The following is a 14,249-nucleotide window of genomic DNA, read 5'->3' as shown; positions in this document are numbered from 1 at the left end:
TCACTAGGAGGTCGGGCCGCCGAAGATGTCGATACGGTCGCCCTCGGCGAGGGTCACGATGGCGCGCTTCGTGTCGGCGCGCTTGCCGAAGCCGGTCTTGGTGCGCTTGCGCTTACCCTGCCGGTTGATCGTGTTGACCCCGGTGACCTTGACCGAGAAGACCGCTTCCACGGCCTGCTTGATCTGGGTCTTGTTGGAGCCGGGCGCGACGATGAACGTGTACTTGTTCTCGTCGAGCAGCGCGTAGCTCTTCTCGGAGACCACGGGCTTGACGAGAACGTCACGCGGGTCCGAGTACGTCTTGCTGGTAACGGTCGCCTCGCTCATCAGGCGTCGCTCCCTTCGGTCTCAGCGGTCTGGGGGCCAGACACGAAGGACTCGAAGGCGGCCTGGGTGAAGACCACGTCGTCAGAGACGATCACGTCGTACGTGTTGAGCTGGCCCGGCTCCAGGATGTGCACCTGGGGCAGGTTGCGCGCGGACAGCCACGCGGCCTCGTCGGCGCGGTCGACGACCAGGAGCAGGTTCTGGCGCTCCGAGATCTTGCCGAACAGCGTCTTGGCGGCCTTCGTGGAGGCGGCACCCTCGACCACGCCGGTGACGACGTGGATACGGGAGTGACGGGCCCGGTCGGAGAGGGCACCGCGCAGGGCGGCGGCCTTCATCTTCTTCGGGGTCCGCTGCGAGTAGTCACGCGGCTGCGGGCCGTGGACGACGCCACCACCGGCGAACTGCGGGGCGCGGGTCGAACCCTGACGGGCGCGGCCGGTGCCCTTCTGGCGGTAAGGCTTCTTGCCACCACCGCGGACTTCGCCGCGGCGCTTGGTCTTGTGCGTGCCCTGACGGGCAGCCGCCAGCTGAGCGACAACGACCTGGTGGATCAGCGGAACGCTGGTCTTCGCGTCGAAGATCTCCGCGGGGAGGTCGACGGTACCGGCCTTGTCGCCTGCCGGCGAAAGGATGTCAATGGTGCTCATTACCTCAAGCCCCCTTGGCCGCGGTACGGACCAGGACGAGGCCGCCGTTCGGACCGGGGACCGCGCCCTTGATGAGGAGCAGACCCTTCTCCGCGTCAACCGCGTGGATGGTCAGGTTCTGGGTGGTGACGCGCTCGTTACCCATGCGGCCCGCCATGCGCATGCCCTTGAAGACACGCCCAGGGGTGGCGCAGCCACCGATGGAACCGGGGGAACGGTGCTTGCGCTGGGTGCCGTGCCCGGCGCCGAGGCCCTTGAAGTTGTGACGCTTCATGACACCGGCGAAGCCCTTGCCCTTGCTCTTGCCCGTGACGTCAACCTTGACGCCGGACTCGAACACCTCGGCAGTGACCTCCTGGCCCAGCGTGTACTCGCTGGCGTCAGGGGTGCGGAGCTCCACCAGGTGGCGGCGCGGGGTGACGTCGGCCTTGGCGAAGTGACCCTTGAGGGGCTTGTTCACCTTGCGCGGGTCGATCTCGCCGAAGGCGATCTGGACCGCTTCGTAGCCGTCGTTGTCGTTGGTGCGGACCTGGGTGACGACGCAGGGCCCGGCCTTGACGACGGTCACCGGGACAACCCGGTTGTTCTCGTCCCAGACCTGGGTCATGCCGAGCTTCTCGCCCAGGACGCCCTTAATGTTCTTAGCCATCTCGCGCGTCACCTCAGAGCTTGATCTCGATGTCGACGCCCGCCGGCAGGTCGAGACGCATCAGCGAGTCAACCGTCTTCGGCGTGGGGTCGAGGATGTCGATGAGGCGCTTGTGCGTGCGCATCTCGAAGTGCTCGCGCGAGTCCTTGTACTTGTGCGGCGACTTGATGACGCAGTACACGTTCTTCTCAGTGGGCAGCGGCACCGGGCCCGCGACCGACGCACCAGTGCGGGTCACCGTCTCGACGATCTTCTTCGCCGAGGAGTCGATGACCTCGTGGTCGTAGGCCTTGAGCCGGATGCGGATCTTCTGTCCCGCCATGGCTACTAGTAGTCCTGTCTCTCGTAACGCTCTGGAACCCAGGGGTTCTCTGGACTCCTCCTCCGACCCACGCGGTCGGGCGTGTCGCATCCCCTCTACGAAAATCTCCCGAAGGAGATCCCAACCAAGGGGGTGCGGGCCCTGAGACCGCGGAACCGGGGGCGGAACACCCACCGGGTGCCTGGCCGGCGCCCTGCTTTGCTTCCCGGAAGATTCCCGTACGTCCGGCCCATACAGGGCCGACGAGTACTGTGGGACTCGCTTCCGGTCCTCCCGGCGGGAGGCGCGCAGCATTGACACTCAACCGAGCAACCTGGTCAGTGTGCCATACGGGGCGCGGGCCTGGCCAATCGAGTCGGGAATCCTACCCCGAGCGAGCGCGTACTCAAACGCGGGCGCGCATCCGGCGGGTCCCCCGCCCCGGCCACTATGCGGAACATAAGCCTCCCCCCTGGTGTCCTGGGCTTTTCGGACGGTACCGAAAACCCTGGCCGGTGCCTCCCCGGCTTCGCGATGCTCAGGACCGAGGCGGCCCGGGAACACGAGCCCGGCCGCACCGGAACCGGGGCGATGCGGACCTACTACGACACCGTCATCGCGCCGCACGGCGAGCACGCCCTGGCACGGGTCGAGGCGGAGCGGTCCGCCCGCGCCCGCGCCGTGCTCGACCACGGGACCGAGGGGGCGCTCCGGGGGCTGGGGCCCTGCCTGCGCTGGCAGCGCCCCGTCCTGCACGCCACCTACCCCGAGGACCGCGACCTGCGTCTGGACGGCCGCGGTCTCCTCCTCGTCCCGTCGTACTTCTCCTGGGGCAACCCGGTGAGCCTCGCCGAGCCGACGCTCGAACCGGTGCTGTTCTACTCGCTCAGCCACGAGCCCCACCACTCCACGCTCCCCGGGGACCTCGGCTCCGGCGCGTCCCTGGCGACGTTGCTCGGGCGCACCCGGGCCCGCCGTCCTGCGCGCCGCCGCCAACGGCGCCACCACCGGCGAGCTGGCCCGCTTCGCCGGCGTCTCCGCGTCGTCCGCCAGCCAGCACGCCACCACGCTCCGGGACAACGGCCTGATCGTCAGCCACCGCCACGCCTCCTCCGTCCTGCACACCCTCACCCCGCTCGGCGCCGCCCTGCTGCGGGGCAGCACGGGTACGCGGTCGACCGCGCCCACCGCCTGACGGCGGCTGCGGGAGGGCGGCGTCCGGCAGCAGGGCGATCCGCGTCACTCCCGCGCGCCCGCGCACAACCCCGCCGCGCCGATCTCCGTCTGACCCCTCGCACAGACGACAGACGCAGGACAGGGCAGTCATCCCGCCCGCTGCGGGGGAAGCGGACGGAGTACGCGCGTGACGGATCGACCTGCCCTGCCCCGAATACCGGTCGCCCGGCGCACGCTCCTCCTCACCGCGACCGCGACCGCCGCGCTCGCCGGGTGTTCCCTGCCGGCTCCCCGCCGCCGGAACCCCGCACCCGACCCGGCGCCCGGCCTGGCCATAGCGAGTGCCCGGCGGGCCCTGGTCATGCAGCTCCTCGCCCACCCCGACGACGACCTCTACTTCATGAACCCGGACACCCGTGAGGCCCTCGACGCCGGGACCCCGGTGGTCTGCGTGTACCTCACGGCGGGCGAGGCCGACGGCCTCAACAAGATTCCCGGGGCCCCGCGCCCGGCCCCCGACCGGGCCGCGTACTCCTCCGCCCGGCACCAGGGCCTGCGGCAGGCGTACGCCGAGCTGCTCGGGCTCGACCGGTTCACACCCTGGCGGAAATCCGTGCTGTCCCTGCACGGCGGCCACCGGGCCGAGGTGAACGTCCTGACCGACGGGGCGCGCCGGGTCGAGCTGGTCTTCCTGAACACCGCGATGCACACCGGGCGCGGCCGCCTCGGGCTGCCCAGCCTCTGGCAGGACCGCCTGCTGGAGCTGCGGACCGTCGTCGCCGAGGACTCGCCGCTGGAGCGGGCCGGTTCGTACACGTACGAGGGTCTGATCGACGTCCTGGTCGGGCTGCTGGAGCGGTACCGGCCCACCCTCGTGCACACGCTCGACCCCGATCCCGACCTCCAGTTCAGCAGCGAGTACGAGCGCCGCCGGGACAGCGAGCAGCGCGGGTACTCCGACCACGCGGACCACACCGCCGCCGGGTGTTTCGCCTGGGCGGCCCTGATCCGCTGGGTGGCGAGGGTGACAGGGCGCGGGGAGCCGGTGCCCGGGTTCGTCGTGGCCTCGTTCCGGGGGTACTACAACCGGCACTGGCCCAAGAACCTGCCGCCCGCGGTGCTGGAGCGGAAGGCCGCGCACCTGGTGCCGTACGGCGGGGCGCACGACTGGGAGTGCGGCAATCCGTCGGGCTGCGGGGACTACAACGTCGGCGGCGACCGCCCCCTGACCAACAGGAAGGGCTGGGTCCGCTCCACTCATCACCGCTATCCGGGCCCCCGGGCCGTTGTCGCCGCGGAACCGGACGGGCGGCTCGCCGTGTACGGGGTGCTGGGGCTGCGGGCCGTGCGGTGGAGCGAGAGTGCCCCCGGCAGCGGGGTCCTGGAGGGGCCTCGGGACCTCGGCGGCGGGCCGCTCGCCCCGGTGCTGGGCGGGGCGAGCACGGCGGACGGGCGGCAGCTGCTGTTCGGGCTGCGGTTCGCGGCGCTCGGCGGCCACGGCTCGGGCAACGAGCGCGAGATCGTGCTTCTGGAGCAGGCGTCACCGGAGGGCCCCTTCCGCGCCTGGCGGGGGCTCGGCAACCCGTCGCCCGGCCGCGACCACGGCCGCCGCATCGGCATACCGGTCGCCGTGGCCGCCCCGGACGGCCGGGTCCACCTCTTCGTACGCGACGCGGAGAAGGGGATCAGCACCCGGGTGCGCGACGCGGTCACCGGCGGCTGGAGCCCCTGGCACGACCTGGGCGGCGGCGAGGTGCAGGACGGGCTGACCGCGACGGTGGACCGGGCCGGCCGCGTCCACGTGTACGCGGCCGGACGCGAGGCGGTGCACCACTGGACCCAGGACTCCCCCGGCGACGGGCTCACCGCCCGCGCCCCGCTCACCGGCTCCCCCGCCCCCTCCCACGCACCCGCCGCCCTCCCCGCGCCGGACGGGTCCGTGGAGCTGTACTACCGGGCCGCCGCGAAGGCCGGTCTCACCGCGGTGAACAGCGAGAACACACCCCGCTTCGCCGGCTACGGGCCGGTGGCCGCCGCCCCCTCCCCCGGCGGCCCGGTCCTGCTGGGCCGGTCCGCGGAGGGCCGCATCCAGCTGCGTACCGCCGAAGGCACCGCCGTACGGTCCCGGGGGCCCGTCGCCCTGGACGGCGCCGCCCTCCACCTCGGCGCGCCGAACGGCCGCCCGGCCTCCGTCGGTTTCGGGCCGGACGCGGCGCCCTGGGTATGGCGCCCCTGGAGCACGGCCCGACAGCATGACGCACCGTCAATATCCGTTCCATAGCGCGGTGTTATGGCCAAACGTTAGTACCCCGGCCCATCGTGCTCCGGCACCCTGTTGCCCACCATCCCCCACGGACACGCCCACCCAGCGTGTCGCGCGAAACGAGGCAACCATGCGCATAGCCAGGTTAGTGCCCGCGCTCGCCGCAGCAGCGGCCTGTGTTCTCGCCCTCTTCGCACCTACCGCGGCGGCCGCACCCGCGCCGCCGCTCCAGGACACCCCGCCCCCGACCGCCCAGATCATCGGCGGCGGCTACGCCCAGAACGCTCCCTGGGCCGCGCGTCTGTTCTCCAACGGCCGCGAGACCTGTTCGGCGACGATCATCGCGCCGACCTGGATTCTCACCGCCAGGCACTGCGTCACCGGCGGCGGTCTGTCGTTCCGCATCGGCAGCCTCGACCAGCACAGCGGCGGCGTGGTCGCGAACGGTGTCCAGACCTACACCCACGGCTCGGACCTGGCCCTCGTCCGGCTGGACCGTTCGGTGCAGACCACCTACTCCCGCCTCGGCCAGCCGGGTACGGTCCGCGTCGGACAGAACGTGCAGGTCTGGGGCTGGGGCGCCACCTCCCGGTGCGGCTCCGAGGCCAACTGCCAGTCCCGCTACCTGAAGGTCGCCAATGTGACGGTGACCCACGGCTGCGGTGACGCGTACGGCGGCTCGGCGATCTGCGCCCGCCGCGGCAACGGCATCACCGCCGGCGGCGACTCGGGCGGCCCGATGACGTTGAACGGCATCCAGGTCGGCGTGGCCTCCACCAGCGACCGGCAGACCACGACCGCGTACACGAACGTCACCGCGTACCGCTCCTGGATCCAGTCCATCGCGGGCGTCTGACCGCGCCCCTTGAGCCGTAGGGCCCCTGCACCTCGCCACCCTGAGGTACGGGGGCCCTGCGCGTGCGGGTGGCTACAGCCACCCGTTGTGCCCGGCGATGCGCAGCGCGTCGACGAGGGTACGGGCGTGGAGCTTCCCGACCGCCGACGAGAGCCGGTTGCGTACGGTCCCCACGCTGAGGAACAGGTCGGCGGCGATCTCCCGGGCGTGCGCTCCCCCGGCGGCCAGCCGCAGGGCTTCCGTCTCCTTGTCGGTGAGCGGACTGGGCCCGTCCGCCTCCCCGTGCATCCGGGGGTCGATGACCCGGCCGCCCGCGACGATCCGCCGGATGGCGTCGGCGGTCTGCGCCGGGGTGGCGCTCTTGAGCAGATATCCGGCGGCCCCGGCGGCCAGCGCCCGCCGCAGATGGCCGGGGCGGTCGAGCGCGGTCAGCATCAGCGTGCGGCAGCCGGGCAGGGTCTGCGCCAGCCGGGTGGCGACGGCTATCCCGTCCACCCCGGGCAGGTCGATGTCGAGCAGCGCCACATCCGGGCGCAGCCGCTCCGCCTCGGCGAGCGCGGCAGGGCCGTCCGCCGCCTGGCCGACCACCTGGATGCCGAGCTCCGCCGACAGGAGTGCCGTCAGGCCGGACCGCACCACGTCATGGTCGTCGACCACCAGCACCGTAATCACTCGGCCGATTATCGCCGACGGCTCGGCCTCTCACGGCGGCCAGCACTCCCTGCCGTACGCACCACACCGCGATCAGGGAGCCGAGCAGGGCGGGCAGGAAGTAGAGGAGCAGACGCGGGCCTTCGAGCATCGCGCACAGGAGCGCCAGGGCGTACACCAGGACCGCCACCGCCCGGACGGCGGCGATCTCGGTTCTCTCGCGTTTAGTCAGCCCTGTCACGTCCGGTGCTCCCCCGCTGCATGGCGCGCCACCGGTGCCTGGTGGGCGGATGGCGCAGGTCGATGTCGATCGGACCACAGAGAGGCGGGCGGGGGGGAGTGAGATGTTCACGTGTCTGCCCGCACGGATCGAGTCGGCCTGACTTCCCGGGCGGCCGACCTCTGCCGTCGAATCCTCCAGCCTCACCCCGCGGGCCGGACGGTGAGCGAGGCTCCGGCCCGCCGCCCGTCGTCGAGCAGCTTCTCGACGACCTCCCGGGGCAGTTCGACCCAGACACGGGTCGGTGACTCGACGGTCCCGAAGACCTGGCGGCCCTCCCCGCACCAGGCTTCCGCGTTGATGACGCGGTGGGCCAGCAGGGCGAAGTGGCCGGCCTGCACCGGGTCGTGGAGGTCGACCTCCACCCCCATCAGGGGGTCGCGGGACCGCGAGGATCCGCGCCGGCGTGTGGAGGAGGACGCCTGCTCGGCGATGGCGCTCATCGCCTGGAGTGCGTCCTGCGCACGCGGGGCGTCCATCGGCTCGTCGGTGTAGAGGTCGAGAAGAGTCCTCGCCCCGGCCGCGTCCAGTTCGGGCGCCAGCTGCTGGAGGAAGAGCTCCATGTCGCGGGCGGACGCCGCTTCGAAGTAGTGCATCTGTTCGCTTCTCTCGTGGGTCTGTCGGCCCACCCGGCCGGGGCGGGCCGAGTGGGCCGACAGACGTTCGACTACGAAGGGCTACGCGACGCAGGACCGCTTGTAGCAGGGGTTCCGATAGCGGTGGAACTCGTCGGGGATCCAGATCGGCGGACCCCACCGACGGCTGGCCCTCCCGAGGCCCCGCACTGCCCTGCCGCCCCACCGGGTGACGGCTCTCCTGGCATCGCGGGCGCGGTAGTGCTTCTTCCCGACGTTTACATGCCAGCCATTATGGCGATCCCACTCCCCGCGAATCCGGTGGTTCCTGAGGTGGATACCGGGGCGGCCGTCCCGCATGACGAAATGCCGGTTCCTCTTGTTGAAGAAGAGACACTTGGTCGCGGTACATCCCACTTTCCTCTTCACCCACCCGCGGGCCTTGCGCCAGCTCCACCTGCCATCCAGGTCGAACCGGTTGAGCGGATCCGCGTGCGCGTACTCGTAGGCGTTCAGGTTGCCCCCGTACACCGGGTCCACCGAGAGGAACCGGCCGGTGGCCGGGTTGTAGAGGCGCGCGCCCATGAGCGTGAGGCCGGTCAGCGTCTCCGTCGAGCGCTGCTTGGCGCCGAGCCAGGTGTAGCGGGTGGCTTCCTGGCCCTCGCGGGGGTTGCCGTACTCGTCGCTGTCCAGGGCGACGGGAGCCCGGCCCGCGTCCAGCGGGAGCTGGAGGGCCACGTCACCGTGGACGGTGGAGAGCTGGAGCACCGTGTCACCGGTCTTGGACGTGGTGGCCGCGAGGTCGCCCGACGCGGCCTCGACATTGCGGCTCAGCGCACCGGTCCCGGTGTCCTCCACGATCCAGCGCGGGTTGTCGCTGTCGCTGTCGTAGTGGTTGAGCTTCGCCCCGGTGCGGGTCCAGGTGGAGCCGGAACCCGTCTCCACCGTCCAGGAGCGGAAGCGCAGTCCGGCGTCGAGCTGCCAGGTCTGGCGCTGGTCGCCGGCCGTCTGCCGGTGGACCAGGTCATTGGCGTAGTAGCCGATGGTGGTGCCCGGCAGCACGGTGGTGCGGCCGAAGGCGTCGTAGGTGTGGCCGGGGCCGACAAGACGGTCGGCGCTGTCGTAGGTGTAGGTCGTGGTGGTGGCTCCTGTGGAGGTGCAGTCGGCGCCGGAGGCGGCGGCCGACGTAGTCAGGGACGTGCGGTTGGTGCGCTTGTCGAAGGTGTAGGCACGGCGGGTGCAGACTTCACCCGCCGTGTCGTCGACACTGGTCAGCCGCCCGGTCCGGTCGTAGCGGTAGGTCTGGCTGGACCAGCCCTGGTGGCCGGTGACCTGACCGTGGACGGACTCGCCGACCCGGTCGCTGAAGACGGTCATGCCGTCGCTGTCCCGGGTGTAGACGCGCGAGGCGGTGGAACCGGTGGTGTCCTCGGTGACGCTCAGCGTGTAGCCGCCGGGCAGCTTCTCGGTGGCGACCGACCCGTCGGCGTCGTACGTCGCGGAGAAGGACCCGGCGACCGAGTCCGTGGTACGCGTGGGCAGACCGCGCGGCTCGGCGGTGTGGTCGTAGGTGTACGTCACGGTGGACGGGACCGAGTCGGCGACCTTGACCTGGCGGTCGAGCAGGTCGTACTCGGTCTTCGTGACACCGCCGTCGGCGTCGGTGTAGGAGATCAGCCGGCCGAGCTGGTCGTACGCCTTGGTGACCGTTCCGCCGGTGGGCGAGATGACCTTGGTGACCTGTCCGGTGGCCGCGTCGTACTCGGTGGTGGTCTCCGGGACCGCCTGACCGAGGCCGCCCGCGATCTTCGAGAAGACCGGCCGGCCGGCACCGTCGTACGTCGTCGTGGTCGTCCGGTGCACCCCGCCGACCTCGTCGGTGACGGTGGCCGGGTTGCCCCAGCGGTCGTACTCCACGGTCGTGTTCACCAGCTTGTTCGGCTGGGAGCCACCGCCGGTGATGTCACCCGCCGGTCCTGTCCAGCACACCCGGTCCGCCCACTCCGGGCGGCCCTTGCACCAGCCGGTGCCGGTGGCCGACCAGTACTCGGTGATCCGGGTGGCGGCGTCGCCGCCCGTACCCCCGGGCAGCACCTGGGAGGTGACCCGGCCCTGGGCGTCGTACCCGGTAGTCGTGGTCAGGTCGAGACCGCCGGCGTCCTTGGTGGTGAGCGTGGGCAGACCCTTGGCCCAGTCGTACTGGACGGACTCGACCCGCTTCTCCCCCATCGCGGAGTAGTAGTCGCGGACCCGCGCGCCGGTGACGCTCAGGGTGACCTGGTCCCGGACCGTGGCCGTGCCGTCGGTCGGGCGGCCCTCGTCGTACTCCTTCACCGTCCACGACCGGGCCGGAACCGAGGTACCGGCCTCGACCAGGACGGTGCTCCCTTCCTTGAGGTCCTCGGTCAGGTCCACCCGCCTGATCGGGCCGAACTCCTCCAGCTCCCGCGCCCCGCGCTCGTCGTAGACGGACGTCGTGGAGAGCAGGTGCGCCCGCTCGGCCGAGGCGCGCCCGATGATGCCGAGGTCGGTGAGGCTGTGGCGGTCGTCCGCCGTGGTGCCGAGCGCCAGTGCCCGGTTGCCCGCGGTGAGCTCACGGACGGTGTTGCCGAAGCGGTCGTACTCGGTGGCCGAGATGTGGCCGCCGGGCGTGGCCGAGTTGACCGTACGGCCGGAGGCGTTGAGATAGGTCACCGCGGCCCGGCGGTATCCGCCGGAGGCCAGGTCGGCGCCGTCGTGCGAGGCCGGGACGGCGTCGGCGGGGAAGACCGCGGTGGCGTCCGTGGGGTGGTCGAGCTGGCCCCAGGCCGCCACGGAGGTCGCGCCCATGGCGTACGGAGCCTTGGCCCCGGTGAGCGGGACCCCGTAGACGACGCTCGTCACCGCGTTGCCCTCGACCGTGTCGGCGGTGCCCTGCTTGAGGGCCTGGCGTGAAGACTTGAGCAGCATGCCGTCGCTGGGTGCCGTACCGGCTCCGGCGTTGCCGTAGGTGAAGGTGTACGGGAGCTGGCTCTGCTGCTGGAGCCAGGTGACCCGGCCCCCGTAGTAGGCGTACTGCGTCTGGGAGGCCTGGCTGAGACGGGGGTCCCACTGCTGGCGGAGGCTGCCGTTGGAGTCGTAGCGGTAGGTGGCGACCGCGGTGGCCGTGGCGGCGGAGGCGCCGGGGCTGGTGGTCCAGGCGCGGATCTCACGGACCTGGCCGGTGAAGTCGCCGAACTGGGCGTTCGTCTCCGTGCCGGTGGCCGTGGTGGTGGTCGCGTAGACGAACTCCAGGACCTTGCAGCCCTTGGTGGCCGGTGACGTCTCGCATGCGGCCGTAGTGGCGGCCGAGGTCGGGGCGATGATCCGCTTGGGGCGAGCCAGCTTCTTGCCGCCGACCGTGACGGTCTCGGAGATCACCTTGGTGGTGGAGTTGGCGAGGCCGTCGAAGAGGGTGGTGCTGACCTGCCAGGTGGTCGCCGCCGCGTCCGCCTTGGTGAAGGTCGTGACCGTCCCTTCGGTGTCGGAGAGTGTGAACGTGCCGCTCACGCTGCCCTTGAGGGTCAGGTCCTCGGAGCCGGGCTCCGGGACCCACCCGTTCCTCGCCGCGTTCGCGGTGAAGTGGATCGAGTCGCCCTCCTCCAGCACCACGTCGACCGCGGTGTCGGCGACGCGCCGGACGTGGCTGTAGTCGGACTCGGTGGCCTCTGCGGCGGTGCCGGAGACCCACTCCTTGCCGAAGATCGCGGCCTGGCCCTCCTGGTCGGCGCCCCGGTTCGGGGTGCGCGAGGCGGCCGTACGCGACACCGACAGGTCGAAGAGCGACACGTCGGTCTCGGAGAGCGTGTAGTTGCCGGTGAGCAGATTGACCGAGCCCGGGCCCACCTCGGTGGTGGCCGCGCCGTCCGCGTTGCGGTCGACGACCGCGGTCAGCGGCACGGTGCTGCTGGTGGCGGAGTTCGGGCCGGTGAAGTCGGCCTTGAGCTGGACGGTGCCGTCGGGGTCGACGGTGCTGGTGGCGTTCCACACCAGCGGGGCGTTCCGACCGTTCGTCAGCGGGACCGGCCAGGCTGTGAGCGCGCTGCCGCCGGAGGTGACGTCTCCGACGGGGATCCGCACCCAGGGGTCGGCCTCGGAGCGCCGCCAGGAGAAGGAGACGGCGGTGTACTTCCCGGCCTCCGCCTCGGCGACCAGCGGCAGCCGGCGCGCGGTCCGCTCACCCTCCGAGGGCTGGACGAAGCCGCCCGAACCGGCGTGGAAGAGGTAGTCCACCACCTCGGACTTGTTGTCCGCCTTGTCGACGGACCGCACCGAGAGGGTATGGCTCCCATTCTTCGGCGGGGTGACGGTGATCGCCTTGTTCGCCGCGGCGCCACCGGTGGCGACCTTGGTCCAGGTCACCCCGTCCAAAGACCATTCCAGCCAGTTGTGGTCGGACCCGCTCGGCGGGGTGACCGTGAAGACGCCCGGCTGCCCCTCGCCCTTGACCCACTGGCCGGGCGGATAGTCCGTGGAGGCGATCTTCGTCGGGGCGGACGGCGCCTTGGTGTCGACCGTGAAGGTCTTCCAGGCCGACCAGCCGGTGTTGTAGTGCGTACCGTCATAGGGGCTCGTACGGAACTTGTACGTCTTCCCCTCGGCCAGCACCCCGGACGGCACGGTCACCGAGGCGGGCTGCCCGGAGGGCACGAACTTCGACACGATCGGGCTGCCGACCTGCTTGTCGGTGGCGCTGTCGAAGATCTGGAAGGTGCCGTTGACCTTGTCCCCGTCCGCATCGACGAAGGTGTCACGCAGGGTCGGCGTCAGGGTGTTGACCATGTAGACGCCGGAGTAGGAAAAGAACGGCGGCCCCGCCTCCTGCTTGGTGCCCGTACGCGGCCGGAAGTTGTACGTGACCGAAAGCTTCGGCGGGTTCTTCGCGGCGTTGGCGGAGTTCACCCGCTTCCACTGGGCGACCGTGGTCTCGCTCTTGGCCCGGATGCCGAGGTGGCCGCGGGAGGCCTTGGCACCGGCCCACTCCTGGGCCAGCGTGGTCACGTTCGCGTTGATCCAGCCGTCCGGCTGGGACGTGCAGGCGGTGTTGCCCCGCGTCTCGGTGGATTCGGCCTTCAGCGCGGTCATCGTCGGCCGGTTGGTCCACCGGCTGGCCGTGGACGCGGCGGGCGAGGACCAGACCTGCCACGGCTGGGCGGCGCAGGTGGTGTTCGCCGAGTGGAAGTTCCACAGGCTCAGCTTGGCGCTGGAGACCAGGGCGTCGGCGATCGGCGCGGTGTTCCAGGTGATGAAGGACTGGGCGGTACGGGGTGTGCCGTTCGCATTCGTCGTACCGGGGTTGCCGAAATCCAGCTCCACATCGGTGGACCAGTCGCGGGTCTCGCCCTGCTGGACGTACGTGTCGAAGACGTTCGACAGCGACGAGGTCGACGGGTCGACCGTCACCGGGTACTTCGTCTCCGGGTCGGCGAGGAACTCCGCGTCCGGGGTGACGACCAGATCGACGGCCCCCTTCCGCTTCACCACCTTCATCGCCACCGGCACCCGGCGGGTGTGCTCGCCGGAGACCTTGTCGACGGTGGCGTCCCACATCACCGGCGCGGGCATCACGGCCCGTTTGCCGTTCTTCCGGTCGGTGAACAGCACGCTGCCGTCGGGCTGCTCCTTCGCCTTCAGGCCCTTGGCCTTGAGCGGCAGGGTGTACGTGTATCCGGCGGCCGGGCGCTTCTTGATCTCGACGTACTGCTCGAAGCCCGTACGGGTCGCCTCGACGACGACGTCCGCGCCCGGCAGCGCCTCGGGGTAGGTGGCACGCGTCCCGTCCAGCTCGGGAGCGGGCAGTCCCCCCTTCCACTGGAGCGTGATCCGCTCGTCGCCCTCGCCGAGGGTCACCAGGTCGCGTGCGGGGGCCCGGTCCGCCTCGCGCACCGAGCGCGGCAGCGCACCGCCCTTGCCCGCCATGCTCAGACCGTTCGGGTGGGCCTTGGCCTCGACACCGTCGGCGGTCTCGCGGAGTTCGACGTCGATGTCGGTCCAGGCACCGCCCTCCTCGAAGCGGACCGGACCGGCCGACAGCTCGGTGGTGAGCGAGCCGTCCTTGTTCACCCACGTCGTGGAGGTCTCGGTGCGCTCGGACAGCGCCTCGACCCGCTTGCCGTAGAGCTTCGCGGCGACCTTGGCCGAGAGGATGTCCGCGGCCTCGCCCGGCCCCTCGGGCGCCTGCTTCGCGGCGGCCGGGGCCGTCGGCGCCTGCCGGGTATGGGCCACGGCCTGGCCGCTCTCGGTCATCAGGGCGGTCTCGACCGCGAGGACCATGGCGGCGCCGAGGGCGATCCGCGGCAGAAGCCGTCTTCGCCGGTGCAGGGCCAGCGATGAGCCCTCCCACGCGTCGGCGGGAGGTATGCGCTCCGACACTGTCAGCAACTCTCTGTTGTAGCGGGCACAGAACAGAGGCGATCCAAGCAAGCGGGCCAGGGCCGGAGAAGTGAAGGCTTCACGAAGTACGCGGAGTTTCCGGGCCGGTCGGCGCGTCCCCGCGCCCCGGA

The 14,249-nt window shown here is 71.2% G+C and carries 10 protein-coding genes; 2 read left to right on the top strand and 8 right to left on the bottom strand.

Annotation, left to right across the window (positions count from 1 at the left end; all coding sequences use genetic code 11):
- Positions 1-3 precede the first annotated feature (3 nt).
- The 4 genes from rplW to rpsJ are packed head-to-tail and all read right to left on the bottom strand — an operon-like array spanning position 4 to position 1,948.
- Entirely contained in the window at positions 4-327 is a 324-nt protein-coding gene (rplW, locus tag RI138_RS20115) for a 50S ribosomal protein L23 (RefSeq protein ID WP_014154589.1), read from the bottom strand.
- Entirely contained in the window at positions 327-977 is a 651-nt protein-coding gene (rplD, locus tag RI138_RS20110) for a 50S ribosomal protein L4 (RefSeq protein ID WP_096625052.1), read from the bottom strand. The genes rplW and rplD overlap by 1 nt, the downstream gene beginning before the upstream one ends.
- Positions 978-981: 4 nt before the next feature.
- The gene (gene rplC, locus RI138_RS20105) at positions 982-1,626 is read right to left on the bottom strand and encodes a 50S ribosomal protein L3 (RefSeq protein WP_096625050.1); all 645 of its coding nucleotides are present in this window, start codon (positions 1,624-1,626) and stop codon (positions 982-984) included.
- A gap of 13 nt (positions 1,627-1,639) precedes the next feature.
- Positions 1,640-1,948: a 30S ribosomal protein S10 gene (gene rpsJ / locus RI138_RS20100; RefSeq protein ID WP_003948644.1), complete on the bottom strand. Its 309-nt coding sequence runs from the start codon at positions 1,946-1,948 to the stop codon at positions 1,640-1,642.
- Positions 1,949-3,464: 1,516 nt separating this feature from the next.
- On the opposite strand from rpsJ, the gene RI138_RS20095 reads away from it, so the two are divergent.
- Together RI138_RS20095 and RI138_RS20090 are read left to right on the top strand one after the other, a co-directional pair.
- Complete coding sequence (locus tag RI138_RS20095) at positions 3,465-5,384, top strand: PIG-L family deacetylase (RefSeq protein ID WP_311122950.1); 1,920 nt, start codon at positions 3,465-3,467, stop codon at positions 5,382-5,384.
- 112 nt (positions 5,385-5,496) lie between these two features.
- Positions 5,497-6,222 (top strand): S1 family peptidase, encoded by a 726-nt coding sequence (locus RI138_RS20090; RefSeq protein WP_096625044.1) that lies wholly within the window; start codon positions 5,497-5,499, stop codon positions 6,220-6,222.
- 72 nt (positions 6,223-6,294) lie between these two features.
- Here RI138_RS20090 and RI138_RS20085 read toward each other — a convergent pair whose 3' ends face one another.
- The 4 genes from RI138_RS20085 to RI138_RS20070 form a co-directional block, all read right to left on the bottom strand.
- Positions 6,295-6,894 (bottom strand): response regulator transcription factor, encoded by a 600-nt coding sequence (locus tag RI138_RS20085; RefSeq protein WP_311121054.1) that lies wholly within the window; start codon positions 6,892-6,894, stop codon positions 6,295-6,297.
- The gene (locus RI138_RS20080; RefSeq protein WP_311121053.1) at positions 6,863-7,114 is read right to left on the bottom strand and encodes a hypothetical protein; all 252 of its coding nucleotides are present in this window, start codon (positions 7,112-7,114) and stop codon (positions 6,863-6,865) included. The genes RI138_RS20085 and RI138_RS20080 overlap by 32 nt, the downstream gene beginning before the upstream one ends.
- A gap of 182 nt (positions 7,115-7,296) precedes the next feature.
- Positions 7,297-7,749 carry a hypothetical protein gene (locus RI138_RS20075; protein WP_311121052.1) on the bottom strand — a complete coding sequence of 151 codons (453 nt, stop codon included), beginning with the start codon at positions 7,747-7,749 and terminating at the stop codon, positions 7,297-7,299.
- An 81-nt stretch (positions 7,750-7,830) separates the two neighbouring features.
- Positions 7,831-14,019, bottom strand: coding sequence for a DNRLRE domain-containing protein (locus RI138_RS20070; RefSeq protein WP_311122949.1), 6,189 nt, complete (start codon positions 14,017-14,019; stop codon positions 7,831-7,833).
- Positions 14,020-14,249: the final 230 nt, after the last annotated feature.

This window comes from Streptomyces durocortorensis, assembly GCF_031760065.1.
Lineage (GTDB): Bacteria > Actinomycetota > Actinomycetes > Streptomycetales > Streptomycetaceae > Streptomyces.
Note: the sequence above shows the minus strand (reverse complement) of the source record. Positions and strands in the feature narration are given on the sequence as shown.